The following is a 19,648-nucleotide window of genomic DNA, read 5'->3' as shown; positions in this document are numbered from 1 at the left end:
CGCTCAGTGTGACACGCCGAGGGTCTCGCGCAGGGCGCCTGCCAGCTCGCCGGCGATCGCATCGACGGTCCCCCTGTCGACCCCCTCGACCATGACCCGGGCGAGGAGCTCGGTCCCCGAATACCGGACCAGGATGCGGCCGCTCCCGGCAATCCGCTCCTCGGCGCCCGCCACGAGGCGCGCGAAGCCCGGGATGCTCTCGAAGGGGACCCTCTCCCGGACCCGTACGTTCAGGAGGACCTGGGGGGCCCGGACGAGGCGGGGCCCCGCGGCGAGGGGAACGCGGGTGGCCGCGACGGTCGCGGCGACGTGGAGGCCGGTGAGGGTCCCGTCCCCGGTCGTCGTGAGGTCGGCACGGATGAGGTGACCCGACTGCTCGCCGCCGAGCAGGGCTCCGCAGCGCTCCATCTCCTCGACGACGTACCGGTCTCCGACGGCGGCCCGGACGAGCGGGATACCGCGAGCGGTGAGGGCTTCTTCGAGCCCCCAGTTCGACATGACGGTCCCGACGACGCTGCCGGGCTTCTTTCCCTCCCGCTCGAGCTCGAGCGCCCAGAGCAGGAGAACGTCGTCGCCATCGAGGACGCGTCCCTGCCCGTCGGCGAGCATCGCCCGGTCGGCGTCGCCGTCGAGGGCGAGGCCGAGGTCGGCCCCCGCCTTCACGACGGCTTCGGCCATCGCTTCCGGGTGGAGCGCGCCGCAGCCCCGGTTGATGTTGTGGCCGTCGGGTGAGATCGCGAGCGGGATCACCTCGGCCCCGGCGCGCCGGAACGCTTCGGGCGCGACGCGAAACGCGGCGCCGTTGGCGCAGTCCACGACGACCCTGAGGCCGTCGAGGCGGGCCGGGAGAGTCCCGACGAGGTGGGTCTCGTAGAGGTCGGCGAGCCCCGGGTCTTCCGGCATCTCGACCCCAGCGACGGCCTCGGCCGTCGCGATGAGCTTCCCGATGGAGGCTTCCACGGCATCGGGGAGCTTCCTGCCCTCCCAGGAGAAGATCTTGATCCCATTGTCGGGCCAGGGGTTGTGCGAGGCCGAGACGGAGATTCCCGCATCGGCACCGAGCGCCTTCACGAGGTGGGCGACGGCCGGCGTCGGGACGACGCCGGCGAAGCGGACGGTGGCGCCGGCGGCCATGAGCCCGCCCGCGAGCGCGGACACGATGACGGGGGAGGAGACGCGGGTGTCGCAGCCGACGACGACCGTGAGCGTTCCCGTCCGGCCCCTGTCGCGGAGCGAAACGGCGAGGGCGGCGCCGATCCGCGAGACGGTGGCCGGATCGAGCGGGTATTCGCCGGCCCTGCCGCGGATCCCGTCGGTGCCGAAGAGAGAACGCATGTTCTGCGGAGTTTACGGGACCGGGGGGACGTGGAAGCCGGGCGGGCTCCGACGGGTGAGGGACCGGGAGGTGCGAGGGATCAGTCGGGCCGGTAGCGGATCGACAGGGCGGTGATGTCGTCGAACTGGGAGGCCGCACCGACGAAGTCGTCGAGCGCCCGCAGGGCCCCGGCGACGACCTCCACCGGGCTCCACCCCTTCGTGGTTCCGAGGAAGGCCTCCAGGCGGGCCTCCGAGAAGAGCTCGCTCTTCGTGTCGATCGCGTCCGTGACGCCGTCCGTGAAGAGGAAGACGCCGTCGCCGGGCTCGAGGCGGGCGCTCTCGGTCCGGTACACGAAGTCGTCGTTCACCCCCATGACGAGACCCGGGGAAGCGGGGAGGGTCGAAACGGATCCGTCGCCGCAGAGGCGATAGGGGAGGTTGTGGCCGGCGTTGGCGTATTCGAGCTCCCCGGTCCTCACGTCCAGCCGTCCCAGGAAGGCGCTGACGAAGAGGAAATGCTCGTTCTCCCGGCAGAGGGCCCTGTTCACCCGGCCCAGTGCGGCCGCTGGCGACGACTCGACCTCGACGCTCACGCCGAAGAGCACCTTCGTGACCGCCATGAAGAGCGCCGCGGGGACACCCTTTCCCGACACGTCTCCCACCACGAACCAGAGGCGGTCGCCGTCCAGCCGGAAATCGTAGAGATCGCCGCCGACCGACTTTGCGGGGCGAAGGGTGGCGAAGAGGTCGATCTCGGGCCGCTGAGGGAAGTGCTTGGGGAGCATCCCCATCTGGATGTCGTGGGCCAGCCGCAGGCTCGATTCGATCTTCTCCTTCTCCAGGAACGCCTCGACGAGCCGGGCCCGGTCGAGCGCGATGCCCGCGATGGAGGCGAATGCGGCGAGCAGGCTCTCGTCGTCCGCCGTGAAGGCGGAGCGGCCCACCTTGTTCAGGACCTGGATCACGCCGATGAGGCGGCCCGCGTTCGTGAGCGCGGGAGCGCAGAGGATCGAGCGCGTCTGAAAGCCGGTGTCGCGGTCGAACTGCGGGCTGAACCGCGGGTCCGCGTAGGCGTCGGGGACGTTCAGGGGTTCCCGCGTCCGGGCGACGTGGCCTGCGATCCCGACGCCGAGCGGGACGCGGATCTGGCCCTGAGCGAGGTCCTCCGACACGCGGAGGCAGAGCGTCTCGGTCGCGTCGTCGTAGATGAAGATGCTGCTCCGCTCGGCCTCCATCACTTCGGTGGCCTTGTTCACGATCACGGCGAGGAGCGAGTCGAGCCGCGCCTCTGCGCCGAGCGCCTTCGACACCTCGAGCAGCGAGTTCATGTTCCGGACCAGGGTCGCCTCGCCCGGCCGCCCCTCGGACGCGGGGTTCACGGGTCAGGCTCCTCCGGCAGCACCCGCCGCCCTCGCGACGGCCCGGTCCACGTCCGCCTCGACGCCGAAGATCGAGAGGAAGCCGGCCAGCTCGAAGATCTGCCGCACGCTGGTGTTCAGGCCCCCGAGGACGAGCGTCCCGCCGCTCCCCTTCAGCCGCTTCAGGGTCACGAGGAGCACGCGCAGCCCGGCGCTGCTGATGTAGTCGGTCGCGGTCATGTCGACGACGAGCCGCCGGGTCCCGCCGTCGAGGCGGGTTCCGATCCACCGCTCGAGCTCCTCGCTCGTGGTCGTGTCGATCCGGCCCTGGGGCCGGACGATCAGGACGTCGCCCCGCTTGTCGTCGCTCATCTTCATCGGCGCTGACCTCCAAAGGCGTGAGGCGAAGGACGCTCACCCATCCAGGCGTTTGCAGAGCCGGACACGGTTCCGCCCTCCCTCGCCGTCCCAGGCGATCTCGTCGACGAGATGCCTCACGAGCATGACTCCCAGGCCGCCGACCGGTCGTTTCTCGAGGGGGAGCGACGTGTCCGGGCCCTCTCTCTCGAGGGGATTGAACGGTGTCCCGTCGTCGACGATCTCCACGCGGAGGGCATGAGGTTCCAGCAGGAAGCCGACCTCGATCCAGACCTCCCGGCCGCCGTCGCCCCCGCAGCGGACCGTGTTCGACAGGAGCTCGTCGAGGACGACCTGGATCGATCGTCGTACCGGGTCCGGGAGCCCGTGAGCCGAGGAGAAGCACTCGAACTCCTCGGTCACGCGACCGAGTCCCTTGCGCGAGCCCGCCACGGAAACCGTGTGTCGAGCGGGATACTGCATCGTGCCTATCTGAGACTATGTATCATAGCTTCACGAATGCTCAATGCAGCGCTGGCGCTCGTGCCGGTCTCCGTGTTCCTGGGCGGACTCGTCCTCCTGGACAGTTTCAAGCTGGTTCCCCTCCAGGCGGTCCTCCGGCTCATCCTGGCAGGCGCCTTCGCGGCCTTCGTCGCGGCCCGGCTTCACGGCGGGCTTCTGGACGGGGAGTTCGTTTCCGGCGTCACGCTCTCCCGTTACGTGGCGCCCGTCACGGAAGAGCTTCTCAAGGCGCTCCCGCTGCTCTACCTGCTGGCCCGCAGGCGGGTCGGCTTCCTGGTCGACGCGGCCATTCTCGGCTTCGCGGTGGGCACCGGATTCGCTCTCGTCGAGAACGTCGAGTACCTTCGCGCCCTGGGGCAGGGCAGTGTCTTCCTCTGGATCGTCCGGGGCTTCGGCACCGCCGTGCTGCACGGCGCGACGACGTCGATCCTCGCGGTCGTGGCGAAAGGACTCGAGGACCGCCATCCGCGCGCCGGTATCGCCGTCGTGCTCCCCGGGCTCGCCGTGGCCGTCGCGATCCACTCCCTCTACAACCACTTCATCCTGCCCCCCGTCCTGGCGACGCTGCTTCTGTTCGTGACGCTGCCGGTTCTCCTCGTCGCCGTCTTCTCGAGGAGCGAGAGGGGCACGCGGGAATGGCTCGCCGCAGGATTCGACTCGGAGGTGGACCTGCTCCAGACCACGCTCGGACAGGACGTCTCCCAGACGCGCGTCGGCCGGTACCTCCTCTCGCTGAAGTCGCGCTTCGAGGGCCCGGTCGTGGCCGACATGATGTGCCTGCTGCGCGTCCACCTGGAGCTCTCGATCCGTGCGAAGGGGATCCTGATGGCGCGGGAAGCAGGGCTCCCGATCGAGGTTGGCGAGGACGTCAGGGCGAACCTGCAGGAGCTGCGCTACCTCGAGCGCACGATCGGACCGACGGGCCGGCTGGCCCTGCAACCGATGCTCCAGACCTCGAGCCGGCACCTCTGGCAGATCTACATGCTCGAGACCGAGGGCGCCACCGGGTAGCCCGGTGGCGCAGGCCTGAACGTCGGGAGCGCTTCCCGACCAACTTTTCGGGGACGTTGCTGTAATTGAGCCAGGATGAGAACGACGCCGACCTGGTGCGACGGTGCCTGCAGGGCGACGCGGAGGCGTTCCGCCCTCTGGTCGCGAGATACCAGCGGGTTCTCTACAACGTCGCCTACCGGATGGTCCACGACCGCGAGGACGCCCGCGACCTGGCGCAGGGAGCTTTCGTGAAGGCGTACGAAAAGCTCGGGACCTACGACCCCGGCTACCAGTTCTTCAGCTGGATCTACCGCATCCTCGTCAACGACACGCTGAACTTTCTCAAGCGGAACCGACCGTGCCAGTCCCTCGAGCCGGCGTGGGCCGTCGCGGCGCCCGGCGGCCCCCAGGACGACCTGGAGTCGCGGGAGCGTGGCCGGGCCGTTCGGGACGCCCTCATGGCCCTGCCGGTCGACTCGCGCGAGGTCGTCGTCCTCCGGCACTTCGCCGAGCTCTCGTACGGCGAGATGAGCGTCGCGCTCGCGATTCCGGAGAAGACCGTGAAGTCGAGGCTCTACACGGCCCGCCAGCGGCTCGCGGAGATCCTGGATGCCCGGGGTGCCCGATGAGCCGACCGGCGCACGACGACCTGATCCAGGGCGAGATCGACGGCATCAACTCCGCCGCCGATGCGGCCCGCCTGCGAGTCCTGCTCGCCGCGCATCCCGATCTCGACGACCGGCTCGGCTCCCTGCGGCGCGTCTCGGAGACGCTGGGACGGGCGGAGCGTCTCGTCCCGCCGCCCGGCTTTGTCGATGGCGTGATGTCCGCGGTGCGGCACCGGAAGCCGGAGAAGGAGCCCCGGCTCGGCTGGATCGAGGTGCTTCGTTCCCTCCTCAGCCCGGCGCCCCTCGCGGCGTGCGCCTGCACCTTGGTTCTCGGAGTCTTCCTGGGAGGCTTCCTCCCGTCGGAAACCGTCCTCTCGCGGTCGGAGCGGGCGGCGGTGTCGGGCACGGCGCTCTCCCACGACCGGATGGCGGCCGGGACCCTCGACCGGCGTTCAATCACCCGCGAAGGGATTACAGGAGAGGCGGTTACGCGAATCGAGGAGGGGCTCCTCGTCCTCGACCTCGAGCTCGAGGCGACGCGTCCCTTCGACGTGACCCTCGACCTCGACGGCTCGAGCCTCTCTCCGCTTACTTTCTCGCAGGACGGACCCTCGGGCGGAGACGTGGTGATGGCATCGGGCCGGGTGCGCTTTTCCCACCCGGTCGGCCGGCGCCGGTACGAGGTTTCGTTCGGCATCGGCGATCCGGTGGGACGCACCCTGCGGCTGCGGCTGGGTGACGGAGAGGCGTGGGACCTCTCCATCGGCCGGGAACGACCTCGATGACGAGCCCCCGGGACGCGTCACCAACTTTCTTCCGTCTCTGGTGTAATTGATCTGACATCTCAACTGGCGGGAGCAAGCCCGTACGGCTGCTCAGGAAGAGGAAGGCGATGAACAAGAAAGTCGTGCTGTCGGGTGTCGCTATCGTCGCAGTCGGAGCGATCGGCTACTTTGCGATCAACGGCTTCCCGCCCAACGAGGAGGGCGCCCAGGGGACGGTCGGCGCCGCGGTGCGTCACCAGTCCGGCCAGATCACCAGGGCCGATGTCGCTCTCGACAACCCGGACCTCCAGGCTTTCATGCAGACGGACGTCTACGACAAGATCGTCAAGGACCCCCAGCTCCGGAACGTCCTCTCGAACCAGGCGTTCCAGCAGGCGCTGTCGAACGAGGCCTTCCGTTCGGCCCTGTCGAACGAAGCCTTCCGCTCGGCGCTGTCGAATGAGGCCTTCCGCTCGGCCCTCTCCAACGAGGCGTTCGTGCGGGCGATGTCGAACGAGGCCTTCCGCTCGGCGCTGTCGAACGAGGCGTTCCGCTCGGCCCTGTCGAACGAGGCGTTCGTGCGGGCGATGTCGAGCGAAGCGTTCGTGCGCGCGATGTCGAACGAGGCGTTCCGCTCGGCGATGTCGAACGAAGCCATGGTGAGGGCGCTGAACAACGAGGCGTTCCAGCAGGCGATGTCCAACGAGGCGTTCCGCTCGGCGATGTCGAACGAGGCGTTCCGTGCGGCGATGAACAACGAAGCCTTCAAGCAGGCGATGAACAACGAGGCCTTCCGCTCGGCTCTCTCCAACGAGGCGTTCGTGCGGGCGATGGACAACGAGGCCTTCCGCTCTGCGATGTCGAACGAAGCCTTCCGCTCGGCCCTGTCGAACGAGGCGTTCGTGAAGGCGCTGTCGAACGAGGCGTTCCGCTCGGCTCTCTCCAACGAAGCGTTCGTGCGGGCGTTGAACAACGAGGCCTTCCGCTCGGCGCTGAGCAACGAGGCGTTCCGCTCGGCCCTGTCCAGCGAGGCGTTCGTGCGGGCCCTCGACAACGAGGCGTTCCGCTCGGCGCTGTCCAACGAGGCGTTCGTGCGGGCGATGTCGAACGAAGCCCGGTCGGCCCAGTAACACGTGCCCGTCGAAAGACCGGGAGGCGCCGCGACGGCGCCTCCCGGTCGGCATGTGTCGCATGCCTTTGCGGGCATGATTTCGCCTGCGGTCCGCGCCGCCGTCACGGCGGCCGTGCTGTTCGTGGTCGTCCTGCCGGCGAGGGGCCAGGTCTCGACGCTCGAGACCGACGACCTGCGCCTCGTCTACTTCGCCCCGGGCCAGTCGTACCTCGTCCCCCACGTCGCCCGCTCGTTCGAGAACGCGCTCCGCTTCCACCGGAGGGCCTTCTCGTACGAGCCGTCCGAGAAGGTCACGGTCTTCCTGAACGACTTCTCGGACTATGGCAACGCGGGCGTCAACGTCGTCCCCCGGAACTTCATGATGTTCCAGGTGGCGCCCGTGGCCTTCACCTACGAGACCGTCCCGGCGAACGAGACGGTCAACTGGATGATGAACCACGAGCTCGTCCACGTGACGCTCGACGACAACGCGGGCAAGAGCGACCGGTCCTGGCGCCGGGTCTTCGGAGGAAAGGTCCCGACGACCCCGGAGCAGCCGGAGACGATCCTGTACAACTACCTGACGACGCCGCGCAGCCTGACCCCGCGCTGGTACCACGAGGGGGCCGCCGTCTTCTTCGAGACGTGGATGGCGGGCGGACGGGGCCGCGCGCAAAGCGCCTGGGACGAGATGGTCTTCCGCTCGATGGTCCGCGACGGGAGCCGCTTCTACACGCCGCTCGGCCTCGTGTCGGAGGGGACGAAGGTCGACTTCCAGCTCGAGGCCAACTCGTACGTCTACGGCGGGCGCTTCATGACGTTCCTCGCGTACCGGTACTCGCCGGAGAAGCTCGTCGAGTGGCTCGGGCGCCGGGAGGGGTCGAAGGCCTACTACGCGTCGCAGTTCCGGCAGGTCTTCGGGAAGCCGATCCCCGACGCGTGGCAGGAGTGGGTCGACTTCGAGAAGGAGTTCCAGGAGAAGAACCTCGCCGCGATCCGGACCTACCCGACGACGCCGTACGAGGACCTCTCGCCGCAGGCCCTCGGCAGCGTCTCGAGGGCCTTCTACGACCCGGATGCCAGGAAGCTCTACGCCGCATTCAACCACCCGGGGGTCGTCGCCCACGTCGGGGCGATCTCGGTGGACGACGGGAAGGTGGAGCGAATCGCCGAGATCAAGGGCCCGCTCGGGTTCTTCGTCACCTCGCTCGCGTGGGACCCCGGCTCGAAGACGCTCTTCTACACGACCGACAACGCCGACCACCGCGACGTGCGGTCGCTCGACCCGCGCACGGGCGCGTCGAAGATCCTCCTCGAGGAGGCGCGGATCGGCGAGCTCGTCTTCAACCGGGCCGACCGGTCGCTCTGGGGCGTGAGGACCATGAACGGCATCGCGACGCTCGTGCGGATCGCGGCCCCCTGGACCGAGTGGAAACAGGTCCGCTCGTGGCCGTACGGGGAATCGCTCTACGACATGGACCTCTCCCCGGACGGGACGCTCCTCTCGTTCTCGGTGTCGGCGGTCACCGGCCAGCACACGCTCCAGGTGATGAGGACCGAGGCGCTCCTCGCGGGCGACGCGACCCCCGTCGCGACGACCGACTTCGGTGCCGCCATCCCGATGAACTTCGTCTTCGCGCCCGACGGGAAGACGCTCACCGGGAGCTCGTTCTACACGGGCGTCGCGAACCTCTTCCGCTGGAACCCGGCGACGGGGGAGAAGGAGGCCCTCAGCAACACGGAGACGGGCTTCTTCCGCCCGCTCCCGATGCCCGACGGCTCCCTCCTCGCGTTCCGCTTCACGGGCGAGGGGTTCGTGCCCGCCCGCGTCGAGGCCCGCGTCACTCAGGACGTCAGCCCGATCACCTTCCTCGGCAACGAGACGATCGTGAAGCACCCCGTCCTCGAGGAGTGGAAGGTGCCGCCGCCGTCGGTGGTGGACCTCGAGCCCCTCGTGAAATCTCGCGCCACCTACCGCTCCTTCGCGGGGATCGGCCTCGACTCGATCTACCCGGTCGTTCAGGGCTACAAGAATTCGGCGGCCGTCGGCCTTCGCGTCAACCTCTCCGACCCCGTCCAGCTCAACAAGCTGAACCTGACGGCCGCGTACTCGCCGGACGGGAGCCTGCCGAGCGGCGAGCGCCTCCACCTCGACGCGCGCTACGAGCGCTACGACTGGAGTGCCCGCGTCCGGTGGAACGCCGGCGACTTCTACGACCTCGTCGGCCCCACGAAGACGAGCATGAAGGGGTACTCCTTCCGCGTCGGCTGGCAGAAGGCGCTCCTCTACGACAGGCCACGCGAGCTCCGCGTCGAGGCGAACGCGACCTACTACGGCGGCCTCGACCGCCTCCCCGACTTCCAGAACGTCGCGACGGCGTACGACACGCTCTTCGCGCTCCGGGCCCGTCTCCACTACAGGAACGAGCGCCACTCCCTCGGGTACGTGGACGAGGAGAAGGGGCACGCCTGGGAGATCGGCTTCGCCGGCGACCGCGTCGGCGGGAGGTCGTACCCGAAAGCCTGGGGCACGTACGACGTCGGCTTCGCCCTTCCCCTCCGGCACTCCTCGGTCTGGGTGAGGAGCACGGCCGGATGGACGCCGCGTGTCGAGAACGAGCCGTTCGCGAGCTTCTACTTCGGCGGGTTCGGGAACAACTGGGTCGACTACCGGCCCGAGAAGCGCTACCGGGAATTCCTGAGCTTCCCCGGCGTCGAGATCGACGAGATCCCGGGGAGCAACTTCGCGCGCGCGATGCTCGAGTGGAACCTCCCGCCGATCCGGTTCCGGAAGGCGGGGACCGCCGACGTCTACGTGAGCTGGGCGCGCCCCGCCCTCTTCGCGAGCGCGATGGTCACGAACATGGACTCCGAACCCGACCTCGGCACCGACGCCGCACGGCACGTCGTCGGAAACGCCGGCGCGCAGGTCGACTTCCGCATCTTCATGCTCTCGCGGCTCGAGCTGACCCTTTCGGTGGGACAGGCCTTCGCGTTCGAGGAGGGGCTGGACCCGCGTGCCGAGACGATGGTCTCGCTCAAGATCCTGAAGTAGCCCGGCCCGGGGCGCCGCCGCGCCCGAGAACCGCGAGGAAGCGGAGCGTCTCCTCGACGTCGTGGACCCGGAGGAGGAGCGGGTTGCGGCCGCCCAGCTCCCGCACGGCGACGGCGCACGCGGCGAGAGACTCGGGGAGCCGCTCTGCGGGAGGCCTGCCCGACAGGGAGCCGAGGAAGGCCTTCCGGGAAGCCCCGACGACGACGGGTGCGCCTTCCGGGGCGAGGAGCGCCACGCCGGCGAGGAGGGCGAAGTTCTGCTCGGGGGTCTTTCCGAATCCGAGACCGGGGTCGACGAAGACGCGGTCCGGACGCAGGCCGGCGACGAGAGCGCGGCGCCGGGCACGCGCGAGGTCCCCCGCGACGTCGGCGACGACGTCGCGGCCGAACCGCGACACCTCGAAGGTCGTCGACGGGACGCCCCGCATGTGGTTCAGGACGATGGCGGCGTCCCGCGCGACGACGAGGTCGAGGAGCCCGTCGGGCGGATCGAGCCCCGTCACGAGGTTCACGACGTCGGCCCCGGCGTCGAGCGCGCGGCGCGCCACCTCGACCCGACGGGTGTCGACCGAGATCGGAATCGAGGGGTTGGCGGCGCGGATTCCCTCGATGACGGGGAGGACCCGCGCGAGCTCCTCTTCGGGCGTCACCTCCCCCGCACCCTCCCCGTAGGAAGTGCCCCGCGGGCGCGTCGACTCGCCTCCCACGTCCAGCATCGCGGCGCCGGCATCGGCGAAGCGCAGCCCCGCGTCGACGGCGACCGCCGCGGAGAGGTGGCGCCCGCCGTCGGAGAAGGAGTCGGGCGTGACGTTGAGGATCGCCATCACTCCCCCGACGGAGCCGAAGTCGAGCGACGCACCGGAGCGCAGCGGGAGAGGTCTGAAGGTCATCGGGAGGCTTCTCCGAAGCCGGAGTCTAGCGAGAGAGGGTGCGCCCTGAGGAGCCTCGCGCCGCCACGAGGCGTGCGAGGCGGGCGCGGGTGTCTCGCGCGAACGCGGCGTTGCCGCGTGGGGGTGCCACCGCGAGGAACCTCTCGTACCTCGCCGCCGCGCGGCGCGGCCGACCAGCGGCCTCGGCGCATCGCCCCTCGAGGTAGATCGCCTCCACGACCGACGGCGCGTGGCGACGCAGCGCCCTGAGCGCGGCGACCGCGCCGTCGAGGGGGGCGTGGCCGAAGCGCTCGGCGTGAGCGACGGCGGCCCGGGCGTAGGCGAGGACGGCGGGCGGGTGGAGAGGCGCCTCGGCGAGGGCTCGCGAGGCGTCGGCGAGCGCGCGGGCGATTCCCTTGTCGCGGCGGTAGGCACGTCGGCAGGGGAGGCATCTCACCGCGCTGGCGTCGAGGCGGAAGCCGAGCGTCTCGTACCAGTGCTTCTGCTCGCGCGCCGAGAAGACGAACGGGGCGCCGCAGTCGCGGCAGGTCCGGTCGACGTCGACGTAGAAGTAGCGCGGGACCTCGCAGCAGAAGAGCTGGCGCCGCGGGTCGCCGCGGACCGCCCCGGCGGGGAGGTCGGGCCGGAAGTCGGGGTCGTACGCGAAAGCGGGTCCCGCCGTCCCGGAGGAGCCGGGTCCCGCGAGGAGCGGGACCATTCCGAAGAGAGGATGCCGTCGCGTCGCGAGCGCCGGCCGGCGTCGCGGCACGGCGGCTCCGGGCCGCGCCTCCATGCGGCGGGGCGGACGGAACGGCACCCTCCGCGTCAGGAGCGTCCCGACGGGACCGCGAGGGGCGCCGAGCGACCTCAGACGGGTGCCGGAACGAGGCCGGAAGGAGCCGCCGCGGAGCCCTCGTCCTTCTTGTTGCCGAAGGAAGTGGCCGTCGGATCGCCCGCGGTCGGCGGCGTCGGCCGCGCCTTCGTCGCGTGCGGCACCTCTTTGCCCGTGATCCGTTCGATCAGGGTGTAGACCTCGTCGCCGTCGAGGGACTCCTTCTCGAGGAGCTCGGCCGCGATCGCGTCGAGGGCCGGGCGGTTCTCCTGGACGAGCACCTTGCCCCGCTGGTAGGCCGTCGTGACGATCCGGTTCACCTCGGCGTCGATCTTTCGCGCGGTGTCCTCGGAGTAGTCGGGCCTGCGGGCGAAATCCTTGCCGAGGAAGACTTCGCCTTCCTCGTGACCGAACGTCATCGGGCCGAGGTCGCTCATCCCCCACTCGCAGACCATCCGCCGGGCCATCGTCGTCGCTTGCTCGAAGTCGTTCGAGGCGCCGGTCGTGATCTGGTCGAGGCAGACCTCCTCGGCGAGGCGGCCGCCCATCATGACGGCGAGGCGAGCCTCGACGTACTCCTTCGAATACGAGTGCTTGTCCTCGAGGGGGAGCTGCTGCGTGAGGCCGAGAGCCCGGCCGCGCGGGATGATCGTCACCTTGTGGAGCGGGTCGGCGTGCTCCTCGAAGGCGGCGATGAGCGCGTGGCCGCCTTCGTGGTAAGCCGTGTTGCGCTTCTCCAGGTCGGACATGACCATCGACTTCCGTTCCGCCCCCATGAGGACCTTGTCCTTGGCGTAGTTGAAGTCGTCCATCTCGACTTTCTTCTTGTCGGCGCGGGCCGCCGTCAGCGCCGCCTCGTTCACGAGGTTCGCGAGGTCCGCTCCGGCAAAGCCGGGCGTGCCGCGGGCGACGACGGAGAGGTCGACGTCGTCGGACATCGGGATGTTCTTGACGTGGACCTTGAGGATCCCCTCGCGCCCCTTGACGTCGGGGCGGTCGACGACGACGCGGCGGTCGAAGCGGCCGGGACGCAGGAGGGCCGGGTCGAGGACGTCGGGACGGTTCGTGGCGGCGATGAGGATGACGCCGTCGTTGCCCTCGAAGCCGTCCATCTCCACGAGAAGGGCGTTCAACGTCTGCTCGCGCTCGTCGTGCCCGCCGCCGAGGCCGGCGCCGCGGTGGCGGCCGACGGCGTCGATCTCGTCGATGAAGATGATGCAGGGGGCGTTCTTCTTGCCCTGCTCGAAGAGGTCCCGCACGCGGCTCGCGCCGACGCCGACGAACATCTCGACGAAGTCGGAGCCGGAGATCGAGAAGAACGGGACGTTCGCCTCACCGGCGACCGCGCGCGCCAGGAGCGTCTTGCCCGTTCCCGGGGGGCCCATCATCAGGACGCCCTTGGGGATCTTCCCGCCGAGTTTCTGGAACTTCGCCGGCTCCTTGAGGAAGTCGATGATCTCGGAGAGCTCGTACTTGGATTCGTCGCAGCCGGCGACGTCCTTGAACGTGACCTTCTTCTGGTTCGGCGTCAGGAGCTTGGCCTTGGATTTCCCGAAGGCCATCGCGCGGTTCCCGCCCGTCTGCATCTGCCTCATGATGAAGATCCACAGGCCGATCAGGAACAGGATCGGGGCCCACTGCAGGAGCATCATGAAGATGCCCCCTTCGCGCGGCTCCTCGGCGGTGATCGCGACGTTCGCCTTGCGCAGCTCCGGAACGAGGTCGTCGTACGGCGGCGCGTAGGTCCGGTAACCGGGCTCCCGCCCCTCGGCGGTGCCTTTCTTGAAGCCGCGGATCTCGCCGCCCCGGATGACGACGCGGTCGATCTCCCCCTTCGTCACCATCTCCATGAATTCGGTGAAGCTGAGGGGCGGCGTGGTCCGCCCGTAGTCCACCGCCTTGAACAGGAGAAGGATGACGACCAGGATCACCATCCACAGGAGTACGTTCTTTACGGTCGTGCTCAAAGGTCACCCTTCCCGGCAATCTACGGCGCCGGGATGGCCGCGGATCAGCCCCGGACGATCTTGATCGGTCCGGTGGCCTGCGCAAAGGGAGGGTCGCCGGGCGTCCTCACCTTCGCGATGAACGGGAAGTTTCCCCCTTCGCCGGCGAACTCCATGCCGTAACCGACGAGAATGCCGTCCTCGGACGGGAAGAGGACGTAATCGACGAGGAGTGAGCTCTTGCGCTCCTGGGGTCGGTCGACGATGGCGGCGAAGCGGATCGAGGTCGGCCCCTCCTCGCGCAGCTGGTCGGCGAGGTAGCTTTCGATGATCCCGCTCCGGATGACGTCCTTGAGGATGATGATGTCGGCCCCCCGGACGTTGAACGGCGTGACGAAGTGGAAGTCGACGATCTCCTCCTCGCCGCCGCGGATCACGTCGATGTACTCGAGGCGGACCGAGCGAGGGAGCGTGCGGGCCAGGTCGGACGCGAAGATCGCGGCTCCCTTGAGGATCGCGATCAGGACGATCGGAGTCTCGGGGAAGTCGTTCGAGATCCTCTGGCCGATCGACTGGACGCGGTGGGCGATCTCGGCCGGCGAGAACCGCTCGTCGTAGAGAAGGTTCATGGAACCAGTCTAGCAGGGGGCGTCAGCCGGACCGTCAGGCGATCGACGGCGATCCGGCGGCCCGCGAACGCCTCGCGAAAGGACACTTCCCCTGCGGCGAGGCGATCGAGGACCCGGTCCACCTGCGCCCGCCCCGGGCGGCGCCCGTCCCCCCCGGCGGCCCGGACGAGGAGCCGGCCGGCCGACTCCCGATCGAGGCCGGCCAGGAGCGCCCGGGGCCATGGACCGGCGAGGGGGGTGGCCCGGGAGGCGAGGGCCGCGTCGAGGCGGGCGTCAATTCCCTCCAGGCGCCTCGTCAGGAATTCCGCGGCGCGAGCGAGGCGGAGGGTGGCGCCGGGCCACCGCGCCTCGAGAGCGGGAAGGACCCGGTGCCGGATCCGGTTCCGGGCGAACCTCTCGTCGGCATTGGAGGCGTCCTCCCGCCACGGGACCCCTTCGGCCCGGAGGTGGTCCCGGAGCGCTTCGCGGCGGAAGGGGAGGAGCGGTCGGACGACCCCGTCGGACCTCCGCGCCCGGACTCCTCCGCGGGACCGGCCGACCCTGCGCTCGAGGTGGAGGAGCACCGTCTCGGCCTGGTCCTCCAGGGTGTGTCCGGTGGCCAGGAGGGTGCCGGGACCGAGGTCGCGCCCAAGCGCCAGGAGCGACTCGTACCGGAGCCTTCTCGCCGCGGACTCCAGGCTCTCGCCCGCGACGCGCAGGTCGCGCACCGGGAAGCTGCGAAAGACGAAGGGAAGACCCAGCTGCGCAGTGAGATCGGCGGCGGCCCGGGCGTCCCGGTGGCCCTCTGCCCCCCGCAGCTGGTGGTCGACGTGGAACGCGACGAGAGGGACGTCCCGGAGTCGCGCTTCCCGGGCGAGCAGAACGAGGAGGGCGGTGGAATCGGCCCCGCCCGAGCAGGCGGCGACGAGGGTCGAGGCTCCGTCGAGAAGGCCAGAGGCGGCGAGGTGGCGGGCAAACGCGTCTCGCAGGGGGGGCGCGTCGGGCGGGCGGGAATCGACGGGGGTCCGCACCCGCGGATGGTAGGCGAGACGGGCCGGCCGGAGAGATTTGGTGGCGATGGGCGGACTCGAACCGCCGACACGGGGCTTATGAGACCCCCGCTCTACCGACTGAGCTACATCGCCACGAGCCGGCCGCAGAGCCGCGAATGGTACCAGAGTCGGGAGCTATGATGTCGACATGGCTCTCCTCGATGACGGCGAAAGCGCCCTGGGCGACGTCTGCAAGCGTTGCGAGCGGATCTGCGAACCGGGCGAGCTGGAACGCTGCCCCGTCTGCGGCACGGTGTTCTGCCTCTACTGCGTCTACAGGGTCGGCTCGCGGAACTACTGCAGCCGGCCGTGCGGCGATTCGTTCTTCTTCGGAGACGCGGACGACGACGACGATCTGCCCGAGGAATGAGGCCGGCCGTCGCATGAGGACCGCGTGATGGAGGCCCTCCTTCTCCTGCTGGCGGCGGTGCTGGTCCTGGCGCCCGTCGTCTCCCTCGTCGTCGCCCTCGTCACGAAGAGCCGCCTGACGAAGCTCGAAGAGCGGGCGTCCGAGCTGGAGCGGGCGAACGCGCGTCTCGAGAAGCGCCTCGTCGAGCTGAACGCCGGGCTTCAGGCGCCGCAGCCCGCCCCGGTCCCCGAAGCGACGACGGCCGCCGCCGTTCCCTCTCCGGCGCCGGGTTCCCCTCCGCGAGCCTGGCAGGCGCCTCCCAGGCCACCGGCGCCTCCGGTCCCGCCCGTCCTGGTCCCGCCGGTCGGGGCGCTTCCCCCGGTCGCCGCTCCGACCGAGCCCCGCCCGTCGCCGTCGGCGGACGACACCGACCAGCTTCCGATCGCCGCCGCACCCCCGCCAGCGCCCCTTGCGGTTCCGCCGATCACGCTGCCGCCGCCGTTACCCACCGTCTCGGCGCTCCCTGTTCCTCGCGTCGGCGGCGCGCCGAATCCGCACCTCTCCGGTCCGCCTCGGCCGACAGCTCAGCCTCGGCCGGCCGCGCCGCCCCGCCCCCCCGCGCCGCCCGCCCCGCCGCCGAAGCCCCCTTTCGACTGGGAGAGCCTCGTCGGCGTCAAGCTCTTCTCCTGGATTGCCGGCGTCATGCTCGTCGTCGCGGCGATCTCGTTCCTGCGGTACTCGATCGATCACGGCTGGCTGACGCCGCCCCTCCGGATGGCCATCGGCCTCCTGTCCGGAATCGCGCTCCTCGTCGTCTGCGAGCTGAAGGCGGCACGAAAGTACCCGGTCACGGCGAACGCCCTCGACGGCGCGGCGATCGCGGTCCTCTTCTCGACGTTCTTCGCGGCACACGCCCTCTGGAAGCTGATCCCGGCGATCCCGACGTTCGGGCTGATGGTCCTCGTGACGGCGGTCGCGGTCCTCCTTTCCGTGAGGCGCGATTCGATCTTCATCGCGCTCCTCGGCCTCGTCGGCGGGTTCGCGACGCCCGCCCTCCTCTCGACGGGCGAGGACCGGCCCTTCGGCCTCTTCGGCTACCTCCTCCTCCTGAACGCCGGCCTCGCGTGGGTGGCGCACCGGAAGAAGTGGCCCGTTCTCACTGTCCTCTGCGCGATCCTCACCGCGATCTACCAGTGGGGCTGGGTGGCGAAGTTCCTCACCGAAGGGAAGCTCGGGATCGCAGCGGGAGTCTTCCTCGTCTTCCCGCTCGTTCTCTACGCCGGCCTCGCGCTCGGAAAGCCCGAGAGCAGGGGCGGTGAAGGGAAATCCCCGCTTTTCGAGGGCTCGGCCCATCTCGCGGGCCTCCTCCCGCTGGCGTTCGCCCTGTTTCTGGCGGCCGTGCCGGCGTATGGCGCTCGCTTCGAGCTCCTGTTCGGTTTCCTCTTTCTCCTCGCGGCGGGCCTCTTCGCCGTCGCCGTCTGGCGCGGCCCCTCGACGCTCCACCTCGCCGGCGGCCTCGCGACGCTCGTCGTTTTCGCGGTCTGGGCTTTCCGGAGCTACGCGCCGGGCGCGTGGCCCTCGATCCTCGCGTTCCTCGCCCTCTTCGCCGTCTTCTTCCTCGCCGCGCCGTTCGTGGCGGAGAAGGTGGGCCGGCCGCTCGAGGCCGTGGGCCTGCGGGCCGCGTACGCCGCGCCGCTCCTCCTCGCCCTGGCACCCGTCCTCGTCGCGGAGGAGCCGCGGGCGGCGTCGCCCGGACTCCTCTTCGCCGTCGTCTTCGTCCTCCTCGCCCTCTGCGCGGCGTACGCGATCGTCCGCGAGGAGGGGGGCGTCTTCTTCGCGGGGGCCTTCTTCGCGCTCCTCGCCGAGGCGGTCTGGTCGGCGAAGCACCTGACTCCGGAGCGGCTCCTCCCCGGCCTCGCGCTCTACGGCGTCTTCTCGCTCTTCTACCTCGGCGTCCCGCTCCTCGCGCGCCGCTTCGGGAAGTCGCTGAGTCCCGGGGGCCTCTCCGTCGTCCTCCTCTTCGCGGCGCTCGCCCTCCTTCTCTTCCTCGCGGCCGGCCCGGTCGCCGCCTCGGCGCTCTGGGGACTCGCGCTCCTTCTGGCGGTGCTGAACGTCGGGCTCTTCGCGGAAGGGGCCGCAGGGCGCTTCCCGGTGGCGACGCTCGCCGGCGTACTCCTCTCCTGGGGCGTCCTCGCGGTGTGGTGGATGACCGTTCCGCTCGGCTCGTTCCTCGTCCCCGGCCTTCTCGTCGTCCTCGGCTTCGCGCTCGTCGTCGTCGGCGGGAGCGCCTGGGTGCGGTCGAAGACCGGGGCGGCGGAGGCGGGCGGCCCGAACGGGATCCACCTCGGCCTCGTCGGGCACCTCTTCCTCCTCTTCGTCGCGACGCAGCCGGCGCTCGCGGTCCCGCCGTGGCCCCTCCTTGGAATCCTCCTCGTCCTGGATCTCGCGCTCGCGGCCGCCGCGTTCGCGACGGGGGTCGGCGCGCTCCTCGCCGTCGCGCTCGTCCTCTCCCAGATCGTTCTCCTGGTCCTCGTCGGCGCGGCCAGGGAGGCCCCGTGGCCGACGGTGACCGTCATTTCGACGCTCGTCGTCGCCGGTCTCGGCCTCCTGGGACGGGTCCTCGCCCCTCGGTCACCGAAGGGGGGCGAGGCGCTCCGTGCGGCCGTCGCGCAGGGCGCCGCCGCGGCGCTCCTGCTCGGGCAGGGCGTGGCGCTCTTCGCCGGCACCGTCCCCGGACGGCCCGGCCTCGCGCTCCTCGTCGCGGCCCACATCCTCCTCGCCGGGGCGCTCGTCGTCGTCGCGACGCTCGAGGGGTGGCACGGCCTCCCGGTCGTCTCCGTCGGCGTCTCGTTTCTCGCCGTCTTCCTCTGGGGCGACTCGGGTGAGGCGGGCCTGGAGCGGGCCGTTTCCCGTCTTCTCTTTGCGGGCCTGCTCTGGCTCCTCTTCCTCGCGCTCCCGCCGCTGGCCGCCCGGCGCGCGCCCGCCGCGCGCGCCCCGTGGGTCGCGGCGGTCCTCGCGAGCGCCGCCTTCTTCCTTCTCGGCAGGACGAGCTTCGCCGAGGCGGGGTGGGACGGCTTCGTCGCGGTCCTGCCGGTCGGCATCGCCGCGGCACTGGCGCTTCTCCTCGTGGCGCTCCTTCGCGTCGAGGCGCCCGCGGCGCGCGACCTCGGGCGCCTCGCCCTCGTGGCGGGAGCGGCGCTCGCGTTCGTGACGATCGCCATCCCGCTCCAGCTCGACAAGGAGTGGATCACGATCGGCTGGGCCCTCGAGGCAGCGGCGCTGGCATGGCTCTACACGCGCATCCCCCACCGTGGCCTCCTCCTCGCCTCGGCCGGCCTTTCGGGAGTCGTCTTCGCGCGCCTCGTCCTGAACGAAGCGGTCCTTTCGTACCACGCCCGGAGCGCGACGCCGATCCTGAACTGGTACCTCTACACCTACCTCGTCGCGGCGGTGGCGCTTTTCGTCGCCGCGCGCTTCCTCCGGGGAACGTCCGACGAGCTCGCCGGAGGCGGGGTCCGCGCGTCGTCGGCCCAGGTGACGCTCGCGACGATCCTCCTCTTCGCACTCGTCAACATCGAGATTGCCGACTGGTTCTCGGCGGGCCCGACCCTCACCTTCAACCTCGCCCGGGGGACCTCGCTCGCGCAGGACCTCGCGTACACGCTCGCCTGGGCCGTCTTCGCCGTCGGCCTCCTCGCCGCCGGCATCGCCGGAAAGAGCCGCGCCGCGAGGATCGCGGCGCTGGCGCTCCTCGTCGTGACGGTGCTGAAGGCGTTCCTGCACGACCTCGGGCGCCTCGGCGGGCTCTACCGCGTCGCCTCCTTCGTGGGCCTCGCGGTCTCCCTCGCCCTCGTCGCCGTCGCGCTGCAGAAATTCGTCCTCGCTGCCAGGGAGAAGGAATGACGCCG

The 19,648-nt window shown here is 70.3% G+C and carries 16 protein-coding genes and 1 tRNA gene; 7 read left to right on the top strand and 10 right to left on the bottom strand.

The genetic code is table 11. The features are described 5' to 3' along the window. Window positions 1-3 precede the first annotated feature (3 nt). The 4 genes from glmM to IPN03_21360 form a co-directional block, all read right to left on the bottom strand. A complete protein-coding gene (gene glmM / locus IPN03_21375) occupies window positions 4-1,335 on the bottom strand; it encodes a phosphoglucosamine mutase (protein ID MBK9376202.1) in 1,332 nt (443 codons plus the stop codon). Window positions 1,336-1,415: 80 nt separating this feature from the next. Next, complete coding sequence (locus IPN03_21370; GenBank protein MBK9376201.1) at window positions 1,416-2,696, bottom strand: SpoIIE family protein phosphatase; 1,281 nt, start codon at window positions 2,694-2,696, stop codon at window positions 1,416-1,418. A gap of 3 nt (window positions 2,697-2,699) precedes the next feature. Further along, entirely contained in the window at window positions 2,700-3,053 is a 354-nt protein-coding gene (locus IPN03_21365) for an STAS domain-containing protein (GenBank protein ID MBK9376200.1), read from the bottom strand. A gap of 36 nt (window positions 3,054-3,089) precedes the next feature. After that, the gene (locus IPN03_21360; protein MBK9376199.1) at window positions 3,090-3,455 is read right to left on the bottom strand and encodes an ATP-binding protein; all 366 of its coding nucleotides are present in this window, start codon (window positions 3,453-3,455) and stop codon (window positions 3,090-3,092) included. A 96-nt stretch (window positions 3,456-3,551) separates the two neighbouring features. Here IPN03_21360 and IPN03_21355 point away from each other — a divergent pair, with 96 nt between their 5' ends. From IPN03_21355 to IPN03_21335, 5 genes are all read left to right on the top strand, one after another. Next, window positions 3,552-4,565, top strand: coding sequence for a PrsW family intramembrane metalloprotease (locus IPN03_21355; protein ID MBK9376198.1), 1,014 nt, complete (start codon window positions 3,552-3,554; stop codon window positions 4,563-4,565). Window positions 4,566-4,630: 65 nt separating this feature from the next. Continuing rightward, on the top strand, window positions 4,631-5,176 hold the full coding sequence (locus IPN03_21350; GenBank protein ID MBK9376197.1) for a sigma-70 family RNA polymerase sigma factor: 546 nt from the start codon (window positions 4,631-4,633) through the stop codon (window positions 5,174-5,176). Continuing rightward, window positions 5,173-5,940 carry a hypothetical protein gene (locus tag IPN03_21345; GenBank protein MBK9376196.1) on the top strand — a complete coding sequence of 256 codons (768 nt, stop codon included), beginning with the start codon at window positions 5,173-5,175 and terminating at the stop codon, window positions 5,938-5,940. The genes IPN03_21350 and IPN03_21345 overlap by 4 nt, the downstream gene beginning before the upstream one ends. Window positions 5,941-6,047: 107 nt before the next feature. Beyond that, entirely contained in the window at window positions 6,048-7,049 is a 1,002-nt protein-coding gene (locus IPN03_21340; GenBank protein ID MBK9376195.1) for a hypothetical protein, read from the top strand. Window positions 7,050-7,124: 75 nt separating this feature from the next. Beyond that, entirely contained in the window at window positions 7,125-10,085 is a 2,961-nt protein-coding gene (locus IPN03_21335) for a hypothetical protein (GenBank protein ID MBK9376194.1), read from the top strand. Here the strand turns inward: IPN03_21335 and folP are convergent. From folP to IPN03_21305, 6 genes are all read right to left on the bottom strand, one after another. After that, on the bottom strand, window positions 10,069-10,974 hold the full coding sequence (gene folP, locus IPN03_21330; GenBank protein ID MBK9376193.1) for a dihydropteroate synthase: 906 nt from the start codon (window positions 10,972-10,974) through the stop codon (window positions 10,069-10,071). The two genes, IPN03_21335 and folP, sit on opposite strands and share 17 nt — an antisense overlap. A gap of 25 nt (window positions 10,975-10,999) precedes the next feature. Then, window positions 11,000-11,671 (bottom strand): zinc-ribbon domain-containing protein, encoded by a 672-nt coding sequence (locus IPN03_21325; protein ID MBK9376192.1) that lies wholly within the window; start codon window positions 11,669-11,671, stop codon window positions 11,000-11,002. Between the two features lie 149 nt (window positions 11,672-11,820). Then, on the bottom strand, window positions 11,821-13,719 hold the full coding sequence (gene ftsH / locus IPN03_21320; GenBank protein ID MBK9376191.1) for an ATP-dependent zinc metalloprotease FtsH: 1,899 nt from the start codon (window positions 13,717-13,719) through the stop codon (window positions 11,821-11,823). Between the two features lie 77 nt (window positions 13,720-13,796). Beyond that, complete coding sequence (locus IPN03_21315; protein ID MBK9376190.1) at window positions 13,797-14,360, bottom strand: hypothetical protein; 564 nt, start codon at window positions 14,358-14,360, stop codon at window positions 13,797-13,799. After that, entirely contained in the window at window positions 14,357-15,370 is a 1,014-nt protein-coding gene (gene tilS / locus IPN03_21310; GenBank protein ID MBK9376189.1) for a tRNA lysidine(34) synthetase TilS, read from the bottom strand. The genes IPN03_21315 and tilS overlap by 4 nt, the downstream gene beginning before the upstream one ends. Before the next feature lie 38 nt (window positions 15,371-15,408). Then, window positions 15,409-15,484: transfer RNA gene (locus tag IPN03_21305), tRNA-Met, on the bottom strand. 55 nt (window positions 15,485-15,539) lie between these two features. Here IPN03_21305 and IPN03_21300 point away from each other — a divergent pair. Beyond that, the gene (locus tag IPN03_21300) at window positions 15,540-15,761 is read left to right on the top strand and encodes a hypothetical protein (GenBank protein ID MBK9376188.1); all 222 of its coding nucleotides are present in this window, start codon (window positions 15,540-15,542) and stop codon (window positions 15,759-15,761) included. 27 nt (window positions 15,762-15,788) lie between these two features. Next, a complete protein-coding gene (locus IPN03_21295; GenBank protein MBK9376187.1) occupies window positions 15,789-19,643 on the top strand; it encodes a DUF2339 domain-containing protein in 3,855 nt (1,284 codons plus the stop codon). Window positions 19,644-19,648: the final 5 nt, after the last annotated feature.

Source organism: Holophagales bacterium, from assembly GCA_016719485.1.
Classification (GTDB): Bacteria; Acidobacteriota; Thermoanaerobaculia; order UBA5066; family UBA5066; genus UBA5066.
Note: the sequence above shows the minus strand (reverse complement) of the source record. Positions and strands in the feature narration are given on the sequence as shown.